This window comes from Mesorhizobium sp. dw_380 (assembly GCF_018588885.1).
In the GTDB taxonomy this organism is placed as follows: domain Bacteria; phylum Pseudomonadota; class Alphaproteobacteria; order Rhizobiales; family Rhizobiaceae; genus Mesorhizobium.
Window position 1 is genome coordinate 203,860 of sequence record NZ_JAFFIW010000006.1, and the last position, 19,555, is coordinate 223,414.

At 61.4% G+C, this 19,555-nt stretch carries 33 protein-coding genes; 9 read left to right on the top strand and 24 right to left on the bottom strand.

Features of this window, described 5'->3' with window-relative positions; all coding sequences use genetic code 11:
- Window positions 1–111: 111 nt before the first annotated feature.
- Window positions 112–264, bottom strand: coding sequence for a hypothetical protein (locus JT360_RS08575; protein ID WP_214471070.1), 153 nt, complete (start codon window positions 262–264; stop codon window positions 112–114).
- Between the two features lie 367 nt (window positions 265–631).
- Window positions 632–928: an HNH endonuclease gene (locus JT360_RS08580; RefSeq protein WP_214471071.1), complete on the bottom strand. Its 297-nt coding sequence runs from the start codon at window positions 926–928 to the stop codon at window positions 632–634.
- A gap of 119 nt (window positions 929–1,047) precedes the next feature.
- On the opposite strand from JT360_RS08580, the gene JT360_RS08585 reads away from it, so the two are divergent.
- Window positions 1,048–1,335: a hypothetical protein gene (locus tag JT360_RS08585; protein WP_214471072.1), complete on the top strand. Its 288-nt coding sequence runs from the start codon at window positions 1,048–1,050 to the stop codon at window positions 1,333–1,335.
- Window positions 1,336–1,590: 255 nt separating this feature from the next.
- A complete protein-coding gene (locus JT360_RS08590) occupies window positions 1,591–1,788 on the top strand; it encodes a hypothetical protein (RefSeq protein ID WP_214471074.1) in 198 nt (65 codons plus the stop codon).
- A gap of 6 nt (window positions 1,789–1,794) precedes the next feature.
- Here JT360_RS08590 and JT360_RS08595 read toward each other — a convergent pair whose 3' ends face one another.
- From JT360_RS08595 to JT360_RS08635, 10 genes are all read right to left on the bottom strand, one after another.
- Window positions 1,795–2,430 (bottom strand): SPRY domain-containing protein, encoded by a 636-nt coding sequence (locus JT360_RS08595; RefSeq protein ID WP_214471075.1) that lies wholly within the window; start codon window positions 2,428–2,430, stop codon window positions 1,795–1,797.
- Window positions 2,421–2,699, bottom strand: a complete 279-nt coding sequence (locus JT360_RS08600; RefSeq protein ID WP_214471076.1) for a hypothetical protein — start codon at window positions 2,697–2,699, stop codon at window positions 2,421–2,423. Before JT360_RS08600 ends, JT360_RS08595 begins: the two co-directional genes overlap by 10 nt.
- On the bottom strand, window positions 2,696–2,956 hold the full coding sequence (locus tag JT360_RS08605) for a hypothetical protein (RefSeq protein WP_214471078.1): 261 nt from the start codon (window positions 2,954–2,956) through the stop codon (window positions 2,696–2,698). Before JT360_RS08605 ends, JT360_RS08600 begins: the two co-directional genes overlap by 4 nt.
- Before the next feature lie 4 nt (window positions 2,957–2,960).
- Window positions 2,961–3,374 carry a P27 family phage terminase small subunit gene (locus tag JT360_RS34050; protein WP_352126998.1) on the bottom strand — a complete coding sequence of 138 codons (414 nt, stop codon included), beginning with the start codon at window positions 3,372–3,374 and terminating at the stop codon, window positions 2,961–2,963.
- Window positions 3,375–3,503: 129 nt separating this feature from the next.
- On the bottom strand, window positions 3,504–3,731 hold the full coding sequence (locus JT360_RS08610) for a hypothetical protein (protein ID WP_214471079.1): 228 nt from the start codon (window positions 3,729–3,731) through the stop codon (window positions 3,504–3,506).
- A gap of 16 nt (window positions 3,732–3,747) precedes the next feature.
- Entirely contained in the window at window positions 3,748–3,966 is a 219-nt protein-coding gene (locus JT360_RS08615) for a hypothetical protein (RefSeq protein WP_214471081.1), read from the bottom strand.
- Entirely contained in the window at window positions 3,963–4,904 is a 942-nt protein-coding gene (locus JT360_RS08620; protein WP_214471082.1) for a hypothetical protein, read from the bottom strand. The genes JT360_RS08615 and JT360_RS08620 overlap by 4 nt, the downstream gene beginning before the upstream one ends.
- Window positions 4,883–5,047: a hypothetical protein gene (locus JT360_RS08625; RefSeq protein ID WP_214471084.1), complete on the bottom strand. Its 165-nt coding sequence runs from the start codon at window positions 5,045–5,047 to the stop codon at window positions 4,883–4,885. The genes JT360_RS08620 and JT360_RS08625 overlap by 22 nt, the downstream gene beginning before the upstream one ends.
- Window positions 5,044–5,724, bottom strand: coding sequence for an ATP-dependent Clp protease proteolytic subunit (locus JT360_RS08630; protein WP_214471085.1), 681 nt, complete (start codon window positions 5,722–5,724; stop codon window positions 5,044–5,046). The genes JT360_RS08625 and JT360_RS08630 overlap by 4 nt, the downstream gene beginning before the upstream one ends.
- A 156-nt stretch (window positions 5,725–5,880) precedes the next feature.
- Window positions 5,881–6,165, bottom strand: a complete 285-nt coding sequence (locus JT360_RS08635) for a hypothetical protein (protein ID WP_214471086.1) — start codon at window positions 6,163–6,165, stop codon at window positions 5,881–5,883.
- 41 nt (window positions 6,166–6,206) lie between these two features.
- Between JT360_RS08635 and JT360_RS08640 the strand changes: the two genes are divergently transcribed.
- Window positions 6,207–6,410: a hypothetical protein gene (locus JT360_RS08640; RefSeq protein WP_214471088.1), complete on the top strand. Its 204-nt coding sequence runs from the start codon at window positions 6,207–6,209 to the stop codon at window positions 6,408–6,410.
- A 28-nt stretch (window positions 6,411–6,438) separates the two neighbouring features.
- On the opposite strand, the gene JT360_RS08645 is transcribed toward JT360_RS08640, so the two are convergent.
- The 5 genes from JT360_RS08645 to JT360_RS08665 form a co-directional block, all read right to left on the bottom strand.
- Window positions 6,439–7,218: a helix-turn-helix domain-containing protein gene (locus JT360_RS08645; RefSeq protein WP_214471089.1), complete on the bottom strand. Its 780-nt coding sequence runs from the start codon at window positions 7,216–7,218 to the stop codon at window positions 6,439–6,441.
- A gap of 344 nt (window positions 7,219–7,562) precedes the next feature.
- Window positions 7,563–7,754, bottom strand: a complete 192-nt coding sequence (locus JT360_RS08650) for a hypothetical protein (RefSeq protein WP_214471091.1) — start codon at window positions 7,752–7,754, stop codon at window positions 7,563–7,565.
- Window positions 7,755–7,955, bottom strand: coding sequence for a helix-turn-helix transcriptional regulator (locus tag JT360_RS08655; RefSeq protein ID WP_214471093.1), 201 nt, complete (start codon window positions 7,953–7,955; stop codon window positions 7,755–7,757).
- Between the two features lie 77 nt (window positions 7,956–8,032).
- Complete coding sequence (locus tag JT360_RS08660) at window positions 8,033–8,635, bottom strand: hypothetical protein (RefSeq protein WP_214471095.1); 603 nt, start codon at window positions 8,633–8,635, stop codon at window positions 8,033–8,035.
- A complete protein-coding gene (locus JT360_RS08665) occupies window positions 8,632–9,732 on the bottom strand; it encodes a tyrosine-type recombinase/integrase (RefSeq protein WP_214471167.1) in 1,101 nt (366 codons plus the stop codon). Before JT360_RS08665 ends, JT360_RS08660 begins: the two co-directional genes overlap by 4 nt.
- A gap of 95 nt (window positions 9,733–9,827) precedes the next feature.
- Between JT360_RS08665 and dusA the strand changes: the two genes are divergently transcribed.
- Window positions 9,828–10,862, top strand: a complete 1,035-nt coding sequence (dusA, locus tag JT360_RS08670; RefSeq protein WP_214471097.1) for a tRNA dihydrouridine(20/20a) synthase DusA — start codon at window positions 9,828–9,830, stop codon at window positions 10,860–10,862.
- Window positions 10,863–10,864: 2 nt separating this feature from the next.
- On the opposite strand, the gene JT360_RS08675 is transcribed toward dusA, so the two are convergent.
- The gene (locus tag JT360_RS08675) at window positions 10,865–11,569 is read right to left on the bottom strand and encodes a TIGR02281 family clan AA aspartic protease (protein ID WP_214471099.1); all 705 of its coding nucleotides are present in this window, start codon (window positions 11,567–11,569) and stop codon (window positions 10,865–10,867) included.
- A 10-nt stretch (window positions 11,570–11,579) separates the two neighbouring features.
- Complete coding sequence (locus tag JT360_RS08680; RefSeq protein ID WP_214471101.1) at window positions 11,580–11,810, bottom strand: DUF1289 domain-containing protein; 231 nt, start codon at window positions 11,808–11,810, stop codon at window positions 11,580–11,582.
- A gap of 198 nt (window positions 11,811–12,008) precedes the next feature.
- Between JT360_RS08680 and JT360_RS08685 the strand changes: the two genes are divergently transcribed.
- Complete coding sequence (locus tag JT360_RS08685) at window positions 12,009–13,007, top strand: nicotinate-nucleotide--dimethylbenzimidazole phosphoribosyltransferase (protein ID WP_214471102.1); 999 nt, start codon at window positions 12,009–12,011, stop codon at window positions 13,005–13,007.
- A 22-nt stretch (window positions 13,008–13,029) separates the two neighbouring features.
- On the opposite strand, the gene JT360_RS08690 is transcribed toward JT360_RS08685, so the two are convergent.
- The gene (locus JT360_RS08690; RefSeq protein ID WP_214471103.1) at window positions 13,030–13,557 is read right to left on the bottom strand and encodes a GNAT family N-acetyltransferase; all 528 of its coding nucleotides are present in this window, start codon (window positions 13,555–13,557) and stop codon (window positions 13,030–13,032) included.
- A 51-nt stretch (window positions 13,558–13,608) separates the two neighbouring features.
- Window positions 13,609–15,129, bottom strand: a complete 1,521-nt coding sequence (locus tag JT360_RS08695; protein ID WP_214471105.1) for a sensor histidine kinase — start codon at window positions 15,127–15,129, stop codon at window positions 13,609–13,611.
- A 73-nt stretch (window positions 15,130–15,202) separates the two neighbouring features.
- On the opposite strand from JT360_RS08695, the gene JT360_RS08700 reads away from it, so the two are divergent.
- The 4 genes from JT360_RS08700 to JT360_RS08715 all read left to right on the top strand — a co-directional run bounded on the left by JT360_RS08700 (window position 15,203) and on the right by JT360_RS08715 (window position 17,684).
- Window positions 15,203–15,826, top strand: a complete 624-nt coding sequence (locus JT360_RS08700; RefSeq protein ID WP_214471106.1) for a thermonuclease family protein — start codon at window positions 15,203–15,205, stop codon at window positions 15,824–15,826.
- 32 nt (window positions 15,827–15,858) lie between these two features.
- Entirely contained in the window at window positions 15,859–16,470 is a 612-nt protein-coding gene (locus tag JT360_RS08705) for a glutathione S-transferase (protein ID WP_214471108.1), read from the top strand.
- The gene (locus JT360_RS08710) at window positions 16,410–17,084 is read left to right on the top strand and encodes a uracil-DNA glycosylase family protein (protein WP_214471109.1); all 675 of its coding nucleotides are present in this window, start codon (window positions 16,410–16,412) and stop codon (window positions 17,082–17,084) included. Before JT360_RS08705 ends, JT360_RS08710 begins: the two co-directional genes overlap by 61 nt.
- A 108-nt stretch (window positions 17,085–17,192) precedes the next feature.
- Window positions 17,193–17,684 (top strand): Lrp/AsnC family transcriptional regulator, encoded by a 492-nt coding sequence (locus JT360_RS08715; protein ID WP_006205209.1) that lies wholly within the window; start codon window positions 17,193–17,195, stop codon window positions 17,682–17,684.
- A 14-nt stretch (window positions 17,685–17,698) separates the two neighbouring features.
- Here JT360_RS08715 and JT360_RS08720 read toward each other — a convergent pair whose 3' ends face one another.
- The 3 genes from JT360_RS08720 to JT360_RS08730 are packed head-to-tail and all read right to left on the bottom strand — an operon-like array spanning window position 17,699 to window position 19,550.
- Window positions 17,699–18,262: a DUF3299 domain-containing protein gene (locus JT360_RS08720; protein WP_214471111.1), complete on the bottom strand. Its 564-nt coding sequence runs from the start codon at window positions 18,260–18,262 to the stop codon at window positions 17,699–17,701.
- Window positions 18,263–18,307: 45 nt separating this feature from the next.
- The gene (locus tag JT360_RS08725; protein ID WP_214471113.1) at window positions 18,308–18,886 is read right to left on the bottom strand and encodes a GNAT family N-acetyltransferase; all 579 of its coding nucleotides are present in this window, start codon (window positions 18,884–18,886) and stop codon (window positions 18,308–18,310) included.
- Window positions 18,846–19,550, bottom strand: coding sequence for a DNA alkylation repair protein (locus tag JT360_RS08730; protein WP_214471114.1), 705 nt, complete (start codon window positions 19,548–19,550; stop codon window positions 18,846–18,848). Before JT360_RS08730 ends, JT360_RS08725 begins: the two co-directional genes overlap by 41 nt.
- Window positions 19,551–19,555: the final 5 nt, after the last annotated feature.

The following is a 19,555-nucleotide window of genomic DNA, read 5'->3' on the forward strand; positions in this document are numbered from 1 at the left end:
GCAGTTGCTAAGCACTGGTGCGATAACGCCATGACGCTGGGGATTCACATTCAGCCAGATCCGATCTAGAATCTCGGCATGGATACGGTGTTTGATGACCTCTCCAAAGCGCTAGTGCAGCCCCACAGGGGCGTTCGCGCCATCGTCGGTGACATTGCCCTGAAATTGGCCGCTAATCTCGCCACAGGCCTTGCTATCGGGCTCGGCATTGCCGTTGGAATGGCACTGGCCGGATAAAACGCCCCGCTGTTCGAATGATGCCATTCTGATAGCCTGGGTGTATGTTCGCGGCGGCCGGCGTCTACATATTGGTTGGCCCGTTGCTATGTCGTCGCTGACCTCGGATGTACAGGCAGCGGCGGCAGGGCCGAACGGACAATTCCTAGAAAACGTGTTTACCAGAAGATCGTCGGAGCCGTCGAAATTCGCGCCGGCGCGCAAGGCCACTTAGCCGGCCCCGGTCAGGTAGAGCAAAGCGCTCACAACCGCTGCGACTGACGCTCCGGCTATGAACATGAGACGGCGCTGCCGTTTGCGCCGATTGACGCGTTTCATTCCATCCGCTTGAGCGTAGGCGCTGTAGAGGCGCCGGCCGTCCTCTCCGAAACGATCGCTGTTCGGATAAGCCCTCTTAGACTTTTTCTTCGGAGCGAGCATCCGCTGCCCTCTTGGCCATCTTCGCCTCTTTCAGCAGCTTGGTGGTGTTCATCTGCTTGCCGCGATGCTGGTTGCAGTGCCAGCAAGCGGCCGCCAAGTTTTTGAGATGGTCGGTTCCGCCTTTCATCTTGGCCTTCAAGTGCTCAAGGGTCATTGCCAGTTCGCCAGCCTCGGTGAACTCGCGGTGACAGTACAAGCATCTCCCACCCTGACGCCTATGAACCTCGCGTCGTGCAAATGCCCGGTATTGCGGATCTTTTAGTGTCGGCATGCATATCCCCCAAACAAAAGGGATCATGTCCGCGAGAGAACGTCAATCCTTGCATTTAGAGGATGCTTGACTACGCCGTCGGGCCCGCCAAAGTGGTGCGGTGCACAAGGACAAGTCATTTGGACATTAAGCACATCGTTGCTTTCGCCATGGGCAACATGCCCGCCATCGGGGTAGCCGTCGTCGCGATGGCAGTGGTCGCTGCCGTGTTTCTATTGATCACGGGTCGAAAACGCCCAAAGGCAATGTCACCCAATGAACGGCGTTTTCGAAACGTGTTCGCGATGATGACAGAAGACCGCCGACAGTCGCTCATCTCCTATTATTCGCGGAAGCACGGATGCGGGCGTGACGAAGCCATGCAGCGAGCCGTCGACGATAGGGCGCGAGACGAAGGGCGCTGGTAGCGTCCACGCCTTCGCCGGCTAGGGTCCGACGGCGTATCTGGACTCTAAACGGCAAGAGTCGCATTCTGCCCTCGGGAGAACGAGTTTTCGTCACGAGATGACCACGGGACGCTGGTGCATCATTCGGCCAAGTGTCGCTATTGGCATCACAGGCTAAGCACGCTGAGCATCGACGACGATGCCGAGGGGCAGATCATCATCGACTGATCCGATGTGTTAACCGGTTGTTCGCCGATTCTCGACTAGCTTCCGCGGATGGATACCACGTTCGATGACCTAGTCGAAGCTGTGAAGGCAACTCCAAAGAGCGCTCGGCTCGGGGTTGTGCTGGTGACTTTTGCCATTCTCGCCGCTTTTGCCGGCGTCGACGTTGCGTTGAAAGCGACCGTTCACGACGAGCCGCAACTGCCAACCGTCGATATCGGCCAGATACTGCATCCCGGTGTGGTATGAGAGAGTTTAGCCCCAGGCACTGAAGCCAGAGGGCGGCGCCTGGCTAAAGGCACTGCCGCCGAAATTGGCGGTGCTGAAGTCGTCATGGTTCACCACGCTGATGCCGGCAAAAACAGCACCAGAGTTGAGGCCGCTCGGCAACGAGATGCCCCCGACGCCAGTGGCCGGATTTGCCACTCCCGACCCATTCCAATTGCCGGCGCCGATCCTGACCCAGAGCAGGTGCGCGGTCAGGTCAATGGCCATGGGGCAAATATCCCCATTGACGATGGTTGCCAGATAGCTGGTGAAGGCGAAATTCTGGACGACTTGGCCGTTCGTGACCAGGCCGACGCCATTGACATCGCAGCCGATGAACGAATTGAGGCCGACATTGAGAGGTGCCGTGGAGTTGAGGAAGCCGGCGACTCCGTTGTTTGAGCCTTTTTGCCCCACTGTCCATTCCCAATACCACTGTCCGCTGCTGTGCGATGTCTGCGAGCGGCAAGTCGCCCAGGCGCCAGCAAAGCTGTTGTTGGTGGCCGTCAGATTTCCATTTGACAGAACGATGTCAGCGGCTTTGTCAGATGGGTTCAGCGTACCGATTGCCGGCGCGGCGTCAGAGGTTGCGCCAAATCCGATCAGTTGGTTGATCAGAAGCATTGGTTTCGTCCCTTTTGCTTAGCGTTCGAACATCGACATGCCGCCTCCAATTCCTGCCGGATGGTCCACATGTCTGGCCATGCCTGAGACCAGGCTGTGCCATCGCTTGCCCATGCCGGCGAGGTCGGACCATCGATCTCCAAGGGATTAGGTTCCCACGGACGAAGTCCGAGAGCGTGATGCAGGGTCTGGCGGTCGCCTGCTTCAAAAGCCGCGACAGCTTCTGGCGTGATCTTCACCGTCTTGGTTTTGGAAAGGCGGCGCTTCATTGTGGATCTCCGAACTTGTCCAACGCCCATGCAGGCGTCGTTGTCCACCAGTCGGGCCGCGTGTTGAGAAAAGCGGCACCGAGACGTGCCCAGGCCTCCGGCGCGGCCCAGCGTGCCGCTTCCTCGCCTTCGCGTGTCCAGGGGTAGCCAAGCTCCGAGAGATCGCCGAAACCATCGTGCCCGGTCTGAAACAACTCGGCCCATGCCTGGACCTCCGCTGAAATGTGTTTCTTCCCCGCCCTTCTTTTCACCGGCATCTGATCAATCCCTGTTGCTTCGGATTGCAGGAGGGCGCCGCGACTCCGGAGCCGGCTCTCCGTCGAGATCCAATTCCCGAACGAGCCTGGCGAAGCCGATCTTGCTGTCTCGCTCAATCGCGATCTCAGGCCGCGCCTTCGGGTTGCCCTGTGAATCTGTGAAGGTGAGCCCGAATCTCGCAATCGCCGCGCGAGCCGCTTGAGTGCGCTCCCAAGACTCGCAAGCCATCTGCAGCAAGCGAAGGTGATGGGCTTCCAAACTGTATTCAGCGTTTACCTCAGCCCACCATTTTTTGCTGGCTGCCGAGAGATGCGCGGGTGCCGGCACCTTGGGAACGCGGACACTCTTGCCGCCAGACTGGTTGGCGATCGGGACCACATTCAATGATGCTGCTGAAACCGGACCCCTAGCGCCCATTACGCAAACCTCGCGCGCGCGGGTTGAACCGGGGGAGCAGAATTGAAAGAAAACCTATCGCAAGCGGTCTAGGGAGAATGAGGCCTGAATCCTGTTCGGCCCCCCGGGTGGTGGTCGCGGTCATAGAGGTCACAGCTTTACCCAACCTTCCGGCTTGGCCTTGGCGCGCCACTTGTCGCGGTCGACATCCTCGACGGTCTCTGCGTCCAGCTCCGTCGATGAGGTGCCGACAGTCTGCATGTAGAGCCGCTCACCAACATAGGCGTGGAGCAAGACGCTCTTGCGGTCTTCCGTGAGCGTCACGTCAACCTGATCGAACTCGGTGTTGTCATTTGCGATTGTGTGTCGGTCTGTCACGTTGATTGATCCATGTTCACTGCAGGGAGTGCGTTGGTGCCTTGGGTTCGTTGATGATGCGGGTGATCGTGGTCAGGGTGTCCCATCGCCATGTCTTCATCACCTCGAAGTAGGCATCGAGCTTGGTGCTGATCTCCTCGTGTCCGATCCCACGCGAATGCATGTCTAAGGCGTATTCCGTGAGTGCCTGCTTCATTGCATCGCGCAATGTCTGGTCTGCTTGGTCGAGGGTCATCTCGCGTCCCTTCCTGCTTTCACTGCCAGTTGCCAGCACAGGCCGCCTTCGCCTGGCTTGACTCCGGTCGACTGCACCTTGGCTGCCCACATTGCGCCGCCATGCGTCACAAACTCGCCGGGCGTATATTTCTTGTCCTGCGACCACACGCCTGCGTAGCGGATGCCACCGCCCTGAACCTGAGAGAGTTGCTTCTCGACCTGCTCAAGCCGTTGCCAGACGTCGATCTGTTCCGCCTCGCCGTCGACCTTTTCGAATTCTGCGATCCGGCCGGTGGCGTCGTGCTTCAGAACCTTGGTTACGGACCGCTGCAAAGGTTTGGTGTTGGCGCGATGCTCGGCCGCGGGACGGTTCTCGATCTCGGCGAGGCGGGTCTCCATCGCCTGACACCGATGCGCTAGCCAGATGAAGCTGGCCTGACTTTGCGCGGCAATCGCTGCTGCCAAGTCTAGGGGCACCCGATCGTCTGGATGGCACCCAGCCGCTTTTAGCGCGAGGGCCCGCCGGTACACACAAAAGGCACTAAGCCTGTCGAACGCGTCGGAAAACGTTTTGTGGTTTGCGGCGGTTCGGGCGACGGCTGGATATTCCGGTTCCTGGGCCGGCTGGAGATCCCATGCGCGACGCTGGGTTGGCTCCGTAGGTGGCGTAGACGGCTTGGGTGCGGGAATCTCCGCTGCCTCGCCAATCTCTGCCTTGAACCGCTTGTCGCGGAGATTCTCGATCAGTTCGCCTATCTTGTTAGCCTCGGCACCGAGACGCTTCTGTAAATCCGCGTTCTGATCGAGAGCATGAAGCCGCTTGTCGGCATCGATCGCCGATTTTTTTCCGGCAAGTTGCTTGCTGAGGCGTTCGATCTCGACATCGATCTTGGCGAGATCGGCGGCGCGCCGATCGACAAGGGCGGGTTTCCTGGTCATTTCTTCGCGCGCTTCCATGCAGCCAATTCGCGCTGATACCGGTATTCCGCCATGCCTAGGCGGCGCTTGCGCTCAGCTCCGGTCTCGTTGAGAGGCACCACGAATTCCTTGCGCGGTGCCGGCGGGCCGCCACTGAGTGTCACAACGCGGTTTCGTTTCATTCGCCGACCTCCTCGATCGCAGTGATGAGATTGTTCTGAAGGCACCACTGAAGCGACTGCTGCTCGTCCTTTGCGGCCTCCATCGCCAACGCGGCGAGATCGGCGCCGGAGCGGTCGGCGATGACGTTCAGGTACAAGCTGTCCAGCTTCCGAAGCTGGCGCATTGCAGCTATGTGCCGGAGCAGCGTCCAGCGGTCTCGGCCGTCCGGACTGTCCGCGGTGAGGTGCATCAAATATTGGGAGTTGGCTGATGCCACACGATGGTCACATGCCATCGAAATCAACACGCCGGCCGACATGCACCGCTTGCCGAGCTTCGCCCGCTTTGTGCCAGGGTGCCAGCGGATGGCGCGATAGATCCGAACGGCGGCATCGAAGTTACCGCCCTCGGTATCGATCAGAACATTGATCCCAGGAGACAGCCGAGCCGCCTCAAGCTGATCGTGAGCGCTCAAGGCCATGGCGTCGTCTATGTCGCCGATGATGCGTATTTCCGCCGTCTCGATGACCGACATGTTTGCCTGGTCGCGGCCAATTTCAGCCTTGGCTCGAACTTGCGCCATCAACCAGTCACCCGGCTCCAGCCCGCTGCGCTTGCGCTCCAGCGCCGCCGGCAAAAATTCGCCGACTTGCTGCTCAAGCAGGGCGATGCGGTTGAGGAGATCAGGCTCGGTCAACGTCGAGCTCCAATCAGCACTGCCCGGAAATGGCGGGCATCAGTCGGCGGCGAAGATTTCAGACGGGCAAGCATGCAGCGCTCCGCGTTTGTAGGTGGAATTCAAATCACGGCGCCAATTTACCACGAGCGCAATAAGCGTAACCGGGCGTTTGAGTTACGCATACTGGCTGAGAAAATCGTCCCACATGGCATAGAACGCTTCGCGGACCTTCGCCGGGTCGTGCTCGTCTTGGATTTCCAGGTGCCCGGCCTCGATGAGAGCTTCACGCTCCTGCTTAGTGATGATGACCTGGGCAGGCGTTGCTTCAACTCGGCCCATCCGACGCTTGAAGTGAGCATTCCTGCAATTCACGTTGCAGAACCGCGCATCGCTGCGCTTGCCATTGAGACTGCCGCCACAATGCCGGCACGGTCGATCGAGTTTGCGCCCGGTGCTCATGTGGCACCCGTTTCGCCCGACAGGGAACGATATCGCCATCCATGGGTTACAAACTCATGATGAACGACAAAGAACACCACGGACTCGGGATGGCGGCCGAGATCGCCAATGCCCAGCAGCGCATCAAACGGACCGAGATCGCTCTCAAACGCACCGAAGAATTGGTGGCCGAAAACATCGAGCGGAGCAGCAGGATGCGGCGTCTGGTCGAGGCGGCAGACCGCCTGGTAGTTCGCGGGGGTTGACCCCGGCCGGCGTCCTTGGTGAATGAGGTCACGCAGCATCGAGCGTCCCCCCGATCTCTTCGAAGAGGCGGCAGGCTCGACCGTAATTCTGATCCTTGTTGTCCAGGGTGGCACGTTCACCGACAAGGCCGTCAAGCCAGGTGAGCCAGTAGCGCAGCCGGGAAGTGTCGCCACCGTTCTTCAACGAGCGCTCGACCATCGCCAACATGGCGCCGACACTGGTGGTGTTCGCTGCCTTCCTTGCCCCTTTTTCGAAAGGCGCTTTCGTCGATGACGCCGTTTCAACGGGATCTATTAAAATCGTTTCGCGGGATCTATTATAGGTTTCACCTAATATATTTACCTCAGGAAGTGATTGATCCTGCTCGGTTTTCTCAAAATCGCCGCTACCTATTGGGCCGATTTCGGTAACTGTGCTGCTACCTGTCGGCTGATGATAGGTAACGGGTTCGCTACCTTTGGTGTCGTCATAGGTAGCGGGTTCGCTACCTATCCCGGCCTTGAGATAGAGTGCATCGAACTCGGTATAGACGACTGAATAAACCCTAAGTCGTCGGTTCAATGGGTGCTGCTTGGCCGTCAGATACTTCTTTTCCGCCAAGATGCTCAGCGACCGCGAGAGAGCTTTCAGGTGACATCCAACGAGCCCCGCAAGACGTGGATGGCTTGCGTAACAGCCGATGCCGTTGGCGCCGAAACGGTCGTGCGCGGCCAGCGCTATGAGCACCCGCAGATCTTCGCGAGTCAGTGTCTTGTCGCCCATCACCCTGCACGGCACAGGCGAAAACGTTTCCTTTGCCGGTGCCATCAGCTCGCCTCGGATTGCTGCGAAAGCTTCAGTTCGCGCTCAAGTTGCTTGTGATGTAGCCGACAGGCCCAGCGAATGCGCAGAGGCTCCAAATGCGATTCGTGGTGGGCATCAGTCCGGTGATCGCCGCAAAATTCGCAATCCTGCCGCTGGATGATTCCGCGCCTGAGAGCCGAACGTGTGGCGCTGTGGCACCAGTAGGCGATCGGGTTACGCTGGCGCCACCGCGCTTGCGGGGTGGAGGCTGGTGGGCTACTGTCCGAACTGTCTGTAGCTGCCAAGCAAGACATTTCGGAGCCGGTTCGCGTCTCAAGCGCGGCCGGCTCTTTCGTTTTCATGTCCATTCAGGCGGCCCTCGCTTTGATGAGGTCGGCTTCCCGAATGGCCGAAATCGCCTCCAGGCTGGTGAGACCAAAGCGCTTCCTGATTTCCACAACTGAGGAATGCGGGCGGCTATGCTTGGGCGTGGTGGCCAGCCAGAGCGCCGCCTGGCTGATAAGCTCGGTGCTTTCGTGGTCGATGCCGGAGTTGACCATTTATGCGGCCTCCGGCTTGTCAAATTGCCAGACGCGCGTGCGCGCCTGCTGTTCGAGCCACCCGTCGATGTCTTCGGGGCGGTAGCGAACTTGGTGGCCAATCTTCAGATAGCGCGGCCCAGCGCCAGTCTGCCGGGAATGCTCCAGCCACGACTTGGACTTGCCGATGCGCGATGCAGTTTGCTCGGAGTTGAGCAGCATCTACGTTGTCTCCCTTGCCAGCCGCTCCACCCAATTGTGGCGCGTTGGAAAGGGCTGTAGCTGGCTGCTTAGGATGGTTAGCCGCTAACCGTCCTGCTTTTCTTCATGTAGGTGTCGTGGAATGTAGAGAAGGCAATTTCCTCAATCTTGCCGCCGATCTCGCACAGAAGTTTGTCGCCATCGCGATAAGCCTCGATCTCTTCATCGTTATCATCGAGCCTGATTAAGAGGCCGGGACTTCGGTCCGGTATGGCGGCCCATTGCTCCTTTTTCGTTCCTCCTACCGTGGCAGCCAAGTGCTCGGCGATGGCTCTTTTCCAGATGGCTCTTTGCTTCCTGGGCTGACGTGCGCGTCGTTGTTGCGAGTCCGCATCCCAGCGCGCAATGGCCTCTGCGAGATAGTTCCGGATGCCGTCGAACTCTCTAAGTTTCTCTTCGGCTTTGTCGTAGGCTTCGTCAGGGTCCATCTCGTTGGATGCAGCGACCTTCAGATAGAAGCGCACGTCGTCAAAGACGTTCTTGTGGCGAGCGGGATTGATGGCATCGGCGAAGAACGTTTTCCACGCGGGATCAGGTTGGAAGTCACGCATTTTTGGAAGTCGCTTGTCCGCGACAATCTGCGCCGCGTGCTGCTCAGCGATTTCGAGTCGGTAGGCTAGGTCGGCGGCGCGCCCGCTCATAGTTTCGGCCTCCACTTCCAGCCTGCAAACTTGTCGTCTCGCTGCCGGAGCTGCGCGTAGCGCTGCAGGGATGCCCAAGAGCGATGCCCGGACACAAGCGCAACGTGCGGGATGTTCCAGCCGGCCTCGAACAGCCGTGAGACGCCTTCGTGGCGAAGGTCGTGGAAATGCAGACCCTCAATGTCGAGCATCTTGCAAGCACGAGTGAAGGCGGCGCCGATGGCGTCGGTGGTGTAGGGGAAAATGTATTCGCCGCCGCCGGTGGTCGGTTTCATCCGCAACACAATGGCTTCTGCCTCCGGCGGCAACTCGCACCAGACATCGTTGCCACGTTTCGCGCCAGGGTTCTTCATGTCGCGGACCATAACGCGGCCGGCATGGTCCGCTGTCGTCGCCTCGAAGTCGGTCCAACGGATTCGCGTGATCTCTTCCATGCGGCGCGTCGAGAATGCGGCGAACAGTACGATCTCGACCATTGGCGCGGAATGCGGCGCACGTTCTGCGCGCTCCTGAAAGAACGTCAGCAGCCGGTCGAGCTCATCGAGGGTAGGGCGCCTTTCCCGCTTGTCCGACTTGGCAATGGCCCTCTGCTTTCGCAGCACGAACATCGCGTCGGACATCGCCTCCGGGTCGAGCGGATAGCCCCACGCTTTCTTGGCAATGGCGAAGACGCTGGCCATGTGCGAGAGGTAGTTGTTGATGGTCGACGGTCCGGGGTTCGCCAAGCCAGTGACGGTGTGAATGGTCCTCGCAAAGGAAACGATGTCGTCGCTGCCGATGTCGGCGCACGACATACCGGCTATTGAGTGACGTTGAATTGCCGCAAGGCAGGCGGCTTTGGTCTTGCCGATCTCGCCACCATATTCCTCCAGGTATCGGCCTATGGCGTCGCCGAGCGTCTTGACCTCTTGCGTCGCGGCCTTGAAAGCCTTCGGGTTGTCGAGTTCGGCTTCCCGTTGCCGCAGCCACGCCTTTGCTGCCTTGTGGTCGCGGAACGTTCGGTTTTCCCGGACGGTCTTGCCGTCGCTTTTCCTGGCGATCTGACATAGGTAGGACGGTTTCCCGTCGCTTCGCGTTCTGGTAACTATCGTGCCCATCGCTACAACATCGCCCCATTCGCCTACAACAATGTTGTATCCGTTACAACAATGCCCTGCAAAATGCAACAATGCCCTGCAATGAGCTACAACATATGACCGGCACCAAGCCCGCAGATCACTACGAGAAAGCCCGGATTTCCGGCGTCCCGGTCGTGTCGATTGCACCCATGATGGACTGGACGGATCGGCATTGCCGCTTCTTCCATCGCCAGCTGACGAGCCATGCGCTGCTCTATACTGAAATGGTGGTGGCAGACGCGGTCATCCACGGGACGCGCGAGCGGCTGCTTGGCTTCGATCAAGCGGAACATCCGGTTGCCCTGCAGCTCGGCGGCTCCGATCCAGCAAAACTTGCCGAGGCAGCGCGCATCGGCGAAGCCTTCGGCTATGACGAGGTCAACCTCAATGTCGGCTGCCCGTCCGACCGCGTCCAGTCGGGCACGTTCGGTGCGTGCCTGATGAAAGTGCCCGACCTCGTCGCCGGCTGCGTCGCGGCGATGAAGGCATCGGTGAAGATCCCCGTCACCGTCAAATGCCGCATCGGCGTCGACGAACAGGATCCGGAGCCGGCGCTCGATGCGCTGGCGGACGGGGTTTTCGATGCCGGCGCCGACGCCCTGTGGGTGCATGCACGCAAGGCGTGGCTGGAAGGGCTGAGCCCCAAGGAAAACCGCGATGTCCCGCCGCTAGACTACAACAGGGTCTATCGGCTGAAGGCCAGAAAACCAAACGAATTCATTGGCATCAATGGCGGTATTCAGTCGCTTGAGGAGGCGCGGGCGCATCTCGATCATGTCGACGGCGCCATGCTCGGCCGCGCTGCCTACCACACGCCCGGCATTTTGGCCGGCGTTGACGCGGACTTCTACGGCGCGAAGCCCGAGGCGTTCGATTTTGCCGCGCTGATCGATGCGATGGCGGATTATGCGGCGCGCCACATAGAACAGGGCGGGCGGCTCGGGCATGTCACCCGACATATGGTCGGACTGTTCCACGGGCTGCCCGGTGCGCGCCGTTATCGGCAGATCCTGTCGACCGACGCGACGCGGCCCGGCGCCGGGCCCGATGTGCTGAAGACGGCGTTCGCGGCCGTTGAATTCGCTGGCGGGGTCGCGGAAGCCGCCTGACCTCAGTCCCTGAGGATCATGCGGTCGCCGCGCACGTCGAAGCCCGACAGCGAGCCGATAAAGTTCATGCCGAGCAGGCTTTGGCTGAGCATGCCGGGCGCCGCGACCATGACAGGCATGTCCTTGCGCACGATGCCGCCGATCGCGAGTTGGTCGGTTTTCACAGCCGCGGCGCGTGCCATGCCGTTGGCCGTCGATACCGCTATCGTGTAGTTGAGTGCGGCCGGGTTGAATCCGGCAGCTTGCGCGTCTTCGGACGTCAGCACGGTGCTGGTCGCGCCGGTGTCGACAACGGCCCGCACTGGATTGCCATTGACCAGGATGCGCGCTTCGAAATGACCATTTTCGGCCTTGTCGAGGGTCACGGTGGCGTGGCCGTCTTCGATGCCGAGCGCCAGCGGACTGCCGGGAACGAGGCCCGCGGTCACCCGGCTGGCAACGTCCTGCAGTTCGTAGCGATACTGGTAGCCTGCGATCAGCGCGAGCACGATTGCCGCCCAGGCGCCGAGATTGCGGGCCATGGCGCCCAACGGGCGGCCTGACCGCAGCAGGCCGGCGCCAATAACGGCGCCGAAGGCGCCAAGCCAGATCAGCCGGCCGAAATCATAATTCTCGATGCCGAGCGTGCTGCCGGCGGAATCGTTGAACATCAGCAGGACTGCTGCGACGCCGATCACAGCCATTAGAATCCAGAACAGCCGGCTCATCCGCCCCTCGCTAAAGTGCGTCGCGTTCGCGTGCCATGCGGGTACGGCGCGTTTCCCGGCGCGGCCGGCGCTCGACGGTTTCCATCCGGGCAGGCAGTTCGGCCATCACGCCGCGCCGCGTTTCCGGCGTCATCCCCATCCAGGCGCCGATTTCCTCGCGCGTGCGACCGCACCCGAAGCAGAAGCCGGTTTTCATGTCGATCGAACAGACCAGGATGCAGGGGGATTCGATGGCCGTCATGACTTTCTCTTGAGGGACCCGTCCGGAATCCGCTCTTCCACCTCCACATGGTGCAACGGCAAAGCCAATGCAAGCCCTCGCGATCGCGCCCTCCGCAGCCGCCTTTGCGGCAATCAAAGAGGATGATCAGGAGGAGGTTGTGTCGACCACGCAAGGCAGCTATGCCGCTCACCAGTTCCAGGAATGATTGCCCATCACATGACCAGCGCACTGCCCTTCGACGATTTTCGCAACCTGCTCGACACCCTGCCGGCAGCCGACTTCAAAGCCGAGGCGCGGGTTCGCACTCTGTTTGCCAAGGCCGACAAGCCGGCGAATTCGCTCGGCCGTATCGAGGACATCGCCGCGTGGCTTGCTGCCTGGAGCGGCCGGGCTCCGCCCGCCGTCACAAGGCCGCTAATGGCGGTCTTTGCCGGCAATCATGGTGTCGTCAGGCATGGCGTTTCGCCACGGCCGGTGGCGGCAACCGCCGAAGCGGTCGAGCTTTGCGCGGCCGGCGGTGCGGCGATCAACCAGATCTGCATTGCCAACGATCTTGGGCTGAAAGTGTTCGATCTTGCCCTGCATATCCCGACCGGCGATATCACGGATGATGCCGCGCTGGATGAGCGCGGCTGTGCGGCCACCATGGCCTTCGGCATGGAAGCGATCGCCGGCGGCACCGACCTGCTTTGCCTCGGCGATCTCGGCGTCGGCAATTCCACCATAGCCGCGGCGCTGTTTGCGGCGCTGTTCGGGGGCAGGGGTGCCGACTGGGTCGGCCCGGGATCGGGCGCCGATGCGGCGATGCAGGCCCGCAAGGCGGAGGTGGTCGATGCGGCGATGGCCTTTCACCGCGGCCATCTCGAAGACCCGTTGGAGGCGCTGCGTCGCGTCGGCGGCCGCGAGTTCGCCGCGATAGCCGGCGCCATCATCGCCGCGCGGATGCAGAAGATCCCGGTGCTGCTCGACGGCTTTGCAGCAACGGCAGCCGCGGCGGCACTGCACGCCGCGAACCCTGCAGCTCTTGACCATTGTCTTCTCGCCAGCCTGTCGTCGGAGCCCGCGCATGCACGGGCCGCCGAGCGGATCGGCCTGCGCCCGTTGCTCGACCTGGGTATAAGCCATGGCGAAGGAGCAGGCGCAGCTCTTGCCGCAGGCCTGGTCAAGGCGGCGGCGCTGACCAGTTCAGGCATGGCGGCGGCTGTTCGGGGCTAAGAGTCTTTCGGCCCCCGGCGCGTCAACGCCTGAAATTGGGGATACGATAGACGACTGAACTATATTTCGAATTGGAGCGGGTCCCGACTACGCGGCCGCCAAGGTCTTCCGCGATTCTTCTGCTCGCCACGTTTTCTTCGGCGACAGGGTAGGCGAAGCAATCCGGATCGAGTTCGTCGGATGCCCAGGCCGCCACAGCGGCAACGGCCTCCCGGCCGAAGCCGTTTCCATGGGCGTCCTCCCTTATCCAAATTCCGATCTCGGGACAGGCGGTCGTAGCCGCGTGAAGTCCGACAAGCCCCAGACAACGATCGTCAGCCAACGCGCGCACGACGAAATGCAAATCCGATCCGTCAAGGATCGGCGTCAGCCAGGAGCGCCATACCTCGGCAAAGGCCATTGGTGATCGAGGCGGCTCCCACTGCATGAACCGGGTGATCGCGGGCGTGATGGCGGCAAAGACCTCTTCAGCGTCGTCGGCCTTAAACAGCTTCAGGCGAAGCCGTTCTGATTTGATTTCGACGCCGCTGGCATCCCAATGTGCGGTCATTGCGGTCCGCGTTCCTTCTTCCAGGCCGGATGGAAACAGGCCGCAGGACTGCTACCGCCTGCGCACCGCCACCGCCGCGGTCGGCAGCGCCGGCAGTTCTTCCATCACCCGGCTCAGCGGGAAGATGGCGATCGCCTCGGTGCCTTCGCGCAGCTTGGAATGGAGTTCGAACTCGCCGCCATGCATGGCAAGCAGCCCTTGCACGATCGGCAGGCCAAGCCCGGTGCCCTGCTCGGCGCTCTTGATGGCGATCGAGCCCTGCCCGAAGGCTGAAAGCACCACCGGGATCTCGTCCTCGGGAATGCCGGGGCCATTGTCCTTGATCGAAATGTATTGCCCGCCGCCGGCCGTCCAGCCGACGCGGACGCGGATTTCGCCCCCGGTGGCGGTGAACTTGATGGCGTTGGACAGAAGGTTGAGCGTGATCTGGCGCACGGCGCGCTCGTCGGCAAACAGCCGCGGCAATGTCTGCTCGAAATCCTGGACGACGCGGATATCCTTGTTGCGCGCCTTCAACTCCATCATATGGCAGCAATCCTCGACGATGTTGAGCAACATCACCGGCTCTTCGTTGAGCTGGTAGCGACCGGCCTCGATGCGCGAAAGGTCGAGTATCTCGTTGATCAGGTCCAGCAGATGCTGGCCGGAATCATGCACGTCGTTGGCGTAGTCGCGATAGGTGGGATTGCTCATCGGCCCCAGCACTTCGTTCGCCATCACCTCGGAAAAGCCGAGAATGGCGTTGAGCGGCGTGCGCAATTCATGGCTCATCGAAGCGAGGAACCGCGACTTTGCCAAATTGGCGTCCTCGGCCCGCCGCCGCGCCTCATCGGACATCGATTTCGCCGTCTCCAATTCGACGATCAGCGCATCCATTTCGGAGCGGAACGACAACATCATTCTGGAGGAGCGGTTGCGGTGACTGGCGACGTAGACAAAGAAAGGCAGCGACAAGACAAGCAGTCCGGCCATGATCGCCTCAACCGGCATCCAAAGCTTGGTGCCGACATAGGCATAGACCGCCACCGGTACGGCAAAGGTCGCCAGCAGCGCTCCGCTGAGAGATGAGGCCATGAGAGCCGTCCAGGCCATGGCAAACAGCAGCACCACTGCCTTGATCACCTGGAATTGGTCGACGTCGCAGGCGCCGCAGCCAAGCCAGACGAACCAGGCCCAGCCGAGGCCGCAAAGGAAATGGCCGACCAGGAATTCCCGTCGCGTTTGCAAGGAGTTGAGCTGGGAAGCTTCCGTACGCTCGATGCGTCGCGCCATGAAAGCCACGATGGTATAGCAGGTCAGCGTGAACAACGCCCAAAGCCCGATCTCATTGCCGACGCCGACGAGCCGGCCGGCCGCGGCGATCGCCAGGACGAGCAGCGGGATCGCCACGGCGCCGCTCGTCATCGCCCGGGCGTGGAGCTTTAGCAGTTCGCGGTCGAAATCGGGATTGCCGGCCTGCTGCGAAAGACGGTCGCGCGTCTTGCGCACCGCGCGCGCGACATCGCTGTTGCGATGCCGTTTCCGGCGGTCCACAATGAACTTGTCCGCTGTGTTCGAGCGTTGCAAGGGCATCAAAACTTCAATTTACGTGCAGCGGTTTCAAGGTGTTAAGCTACGTTCGAATGATTAACCAACCGTTTGCCATATGAGCCGTTCCTGGTCGCCAAGATCGCGCCGTCGGTACGCGGCGCCGCGCCCAAGAAGCCTGTGGCGCAAAGTGCTCGACTACGGGTTGGCCGTCATCATTCTGGGGCTGCTGATCCTGCTGGCGGCGCGCCTCGATCGGGTGGAGACGCGCAAGACGCAAGGCGCGGCGATTATCAATGACGGCGATTCGATCACACTCGGCACCGAGCGTATCCGCATGCGCGGCATCGACGCCCCGGAATACACCCAGACCTGCCGCAGGAACGGCGCCGACTATGCCTGCGGCACGCTTGCGCGCCAGTCCCTGGTACGCCTGATCGCCGGCAGGCCGGTCACCTGCAGCGGTTGGCAGCGGGATCGTTATGGCCGATTGCTTGGCGACTGCAAGGCTGGCGGCACCGATCTCAACCGCGCCCAGGTCGAGGCGGGTTGGGCCGTCGCCTATGGCGATTTCGAAAGCGAGGAGACTGTTGCCAGGGCGGCAAAGGCTGGTATCTGGGCGGGCACGTTCGACCAGCCGCAGGACTGGCGCGACAGCCATCACGGCGAGGTCGTGGAGCGAAAGCACGGCACGCTGGCGTCGATCGGCGACGCCGTGCGGGAGATATTCCGCTTCTGGTGAAGCGTATCTGGTGGAAGGTAACGGAGGATCGAATGAAGCTCTTCGACGGCGGCCGGGCGCCCAACCCGCGGCGGGTTCGTGTTTTCCTCGCCGAGAAGGGGATCACGGTTCCGCTGGTGCCCGTCGACATGGGCGCACTGGAGCACAAGGGCCAAATGGTGAGCTCGCGCAACCCTTTGCGACGCCTGCCGGTGCTTGAGCTTGACGACGGCACCATCCTTACCGAATCCGTCGCAATCTGCCGCTATTTCGAGGAGTTGCATCCGGAGCCTGCCCTGTTCGGACGTGGCGCGCTCGGCAAGGCGCTGGTCGAGATGTGGCAGAGACGGATGGAGTTCAACCTGCTTAGTTGCGTCACGCAGGCTTTTCGCCATATCCATCCGGCCATGAAGGAATGGGAAATCCCGCAGATCCCCGAATGGGGCGAGGCCAACAAGCCGAAGGCGGTCGAATTCCTGAATCTCCTCGACCGCGAGTTGGCGAGCCGCGAATTCGCCGCTGGCGACGACTACTCGATTGCCGATATCACCGGCTTGATCGCCATCGACTTCATGAAGCCGGCCCGTATCAGGGTGCCGGAGGAATGCACCAATGTCTTGCGTTGGCATCAGGCGATCTCCAACCGGCCGAGTGCCGCCGCTTGAGCGTGGAACTGGACAGCTTTGCAGCCAAGGTCCGGGCCTGCCGCATCTGCATCGAAAACCCCATCGGCAAACCACTGCCCCATGAGCCGCGTCCGGTTCTGCGGCCCTCGTCCAGCGCGCGCATCCTGATCGCCAGCCAGGCGCCGGGAACCAAGGTGCACCTATCAGGCATGCCGTTCACCGATGCCTCGGGCGACCGCCTGCGCAACTGGCTTGATGTGACCAGCGAGGAATTCTACGACACCGAGAAATTCGCCATCGTGCCAATGGGCTTCTGCTTTCCCGGACAAGATGCCAAGGGCGGCGACCTGCCGCCAAGGCGCGAATGCGCGCCCACCTGGCGCGCGCCTTTGATGGCCCTGATGCCGCGGATCGACCTGGTGCTGACGATTGGGCTCTATGCGCAGTCCTGGCACATGGGCGCCGCGCGCCGCCCCTCGCTGACGGCGACGGTGATGGACTGGCGCGCCATCTGGGAGAATTCCGTCGGTGCGAAAGTGCTGCCGCTGCCGCATCCATCCTGGCGCAACACCGGCTGGCTGAAGCAGAATCCGTGGTTTGAAATGGATTTGCTGCCTTTCCTGCGCTCGGAAATCCGCTATCGTCTCGGTTAGGCACTAAGCAAGAAATCACTCGCTTTGGTGGCGATCAGCAGAATTTCTTTCTTGTGAAAGCCCTAAATAAAAGGGATTATAGCCAAACTATTCCCCCAGGAGCCTCCGATGGACCGCCTTGACCGAAAAATTCTCCGCCTCCTGCAAGAGGACGCGACGCTCGCGGTTGCCGATGTTGCCAAGAAAGTCGGCCTGTCGACCACGCCCTGCTGGCGCCGCATTCAGAAGCTCGAGGAGGAAGGCGTCATCAAGCGGCGCGTCGCCATTCTCGACCATGAAAAGGTCAATGTTCGGGTCACGGTCTTCGTGTCGATCCGCACCAACTCACACAGCCATGAATGGCTGCGGCGGTTTTCCGAGGTCATCCAGGAATTTCCCGAGGTGGTCGAATTCTACCGCATGAGCGGCGACGTCGACTACCTGCTGCGCGTCGTGGTGCCCGACATCGCCGCCTACGACGCCTTCTACAAGCGGCTGATCGCCAAGATCGAAATCCGTGACGTGTCGTCGTCCTTCGCCATGGAGCAGATCAAGTACACGACCGAAATCCCGCTCGACTATATGGTGCTGGACAAGGAATCGGGTGCCAACGCCGCCTGAGCCGACAGCGCAGCTCAGTTTTTCTTCTTGTTGAGGAAACTCCAGGGCGAGTTCACCGGCAGCGTGACGCTGTCGGGCACAATGTCGACACTGGCCACCTCCGCCTTGCGCAGGGTGTAGCCGGACTGGATGACGCTGACGCCGTCGAGAATGAACAGCTGGCTTTTCTCCATGTCCGGCTTCAGGGCGCCGGTGACGGCAACCGGCTGGTAGGCTTCCGACATCTTGTAGGGATGCGCGGGAGTGACCAGCACGATCTGGTTGGGCGGCGGCGTCGGCATGTGGCTGCACGCACCCGTCCACGGCACCAGCAGGAACTGATAGACGAGATCGCCGTCGCGATCGACCGGCAAAGCATAGCCAGCTAATTGTATGGTCCTGTCCTGCAGATCAAGCGAAAGCGTCTCGCCGTGATCGGGCAATTTTGCCGCGATCATCGGCAGGCCGGCATCTCCGGCCACCGCCTGGGTCGCCGGGCGCAAATCCTTCCAGAAGATGTGCATGGTCCCGGCCGAGGCGCCGGCCGCGGAGAGAGAAAGTGCGGCCGCCAGCGCTATAGTTGATCTGAAATGGTTCATGGCCGCTTCCTTTGCCCAGGAGTAAAGACGCCGCTGCCAATGACGTCAATGCTCGAGCCGCATCACATGTCGGCGAGAACCGGCCATGCCGGCCTCGCGAAAGCCGCGCGCCGCAAACATGTCGCGAAAGCCCATGAAACGGTAGCTTGGCGACGCCTCGTCCACCGGATAGGCCTCAATGACACGCGCACCCTTGGCGAACGCATGGTCAATGGCCGCATCGAGCAATGCGGAGGCGAGGCCGCCGCCGCGTAGCGCCCTTGGCACGTAGAAGCAGACGATCGACCATACGCCGGTCTCGCTGTCGTCCTGCTGCTTTGAAAGCCTTCGATAGGTTTCGCGCGGCGCGACCGAACACCAGGCGACGGTCTTGCCGCCGATCCGGGCGAGCATGCCGACCGGCGTGCCGGCATCAACAAGTGCCATCATCCGGCGCTTTTTCTCATCATTCGGGATATGCTCCGGGCCGGAGTGCCGCCACGCCATGCACCAGCAGTATTTTGGCGCACCCGGCTGGTCGAACAAGGTCTCGAAGCTGCCGCGCGTTGCCCGCGTCACCTCGGTGAAACGGATATCGGCAAGATCAAACTTTTCTGCCGGCGAGGCGTTCGAGCGTTTTGGCATGTGACAGTTCCTTCACCGCATCCTTGCCGATCCAGCGCGCGGTCTTGTCTTTGGAGTCGGCAAGCTTCTGCGCCAGGGCCAGGGCAGGGGCGTGCAGGCCCGTCGATCGTTTGCCGATCTGCCGCAGCGCCCAATTGACCGCTTTCCTGACGAAATTGCGCTCATCGCCGGCATGCGCTTCGATCAGAGGCAAATAGGACAGGAACGTCGCGTCCGGCTCCTTTTTCAGATGCACGGCTGCCCATGCCAGCATGGCAAAGGCCGTGCGGCGGACGAATTGGCGCTCGTCGGCCGCGAACTCCTCGATCAGCGCCCGCCAGAACGGCGTATCGACGAACAGGTCGGAGGCGGTATCGACGACTTCCCAGGAATCGAAATCGCCGGCCCAGCGCCGGCACTCCTCGACGTTGATCTTTTTCGGCTCGCCTGTGAACACCGCCATCAGCCGGGCTTCGCGAATGCCGCTGTCCCACAGCGCCAAGGACCGCTCATGGTTGCGCTTCAGCTTGCGCGCCAAGGGCCGCAAATCGGCGTTGCCGACACCGAGCGCGGTCGCGGTGTTGATGCCGAACCGCGCCATGCCGGCGCGGTTCTCCGCCCTGCCGATCGAGCGGAGATGCGCGATGATGTCCTGCGCGGCCCAGTCTGGAGCGGGCAGGGACATGGCCG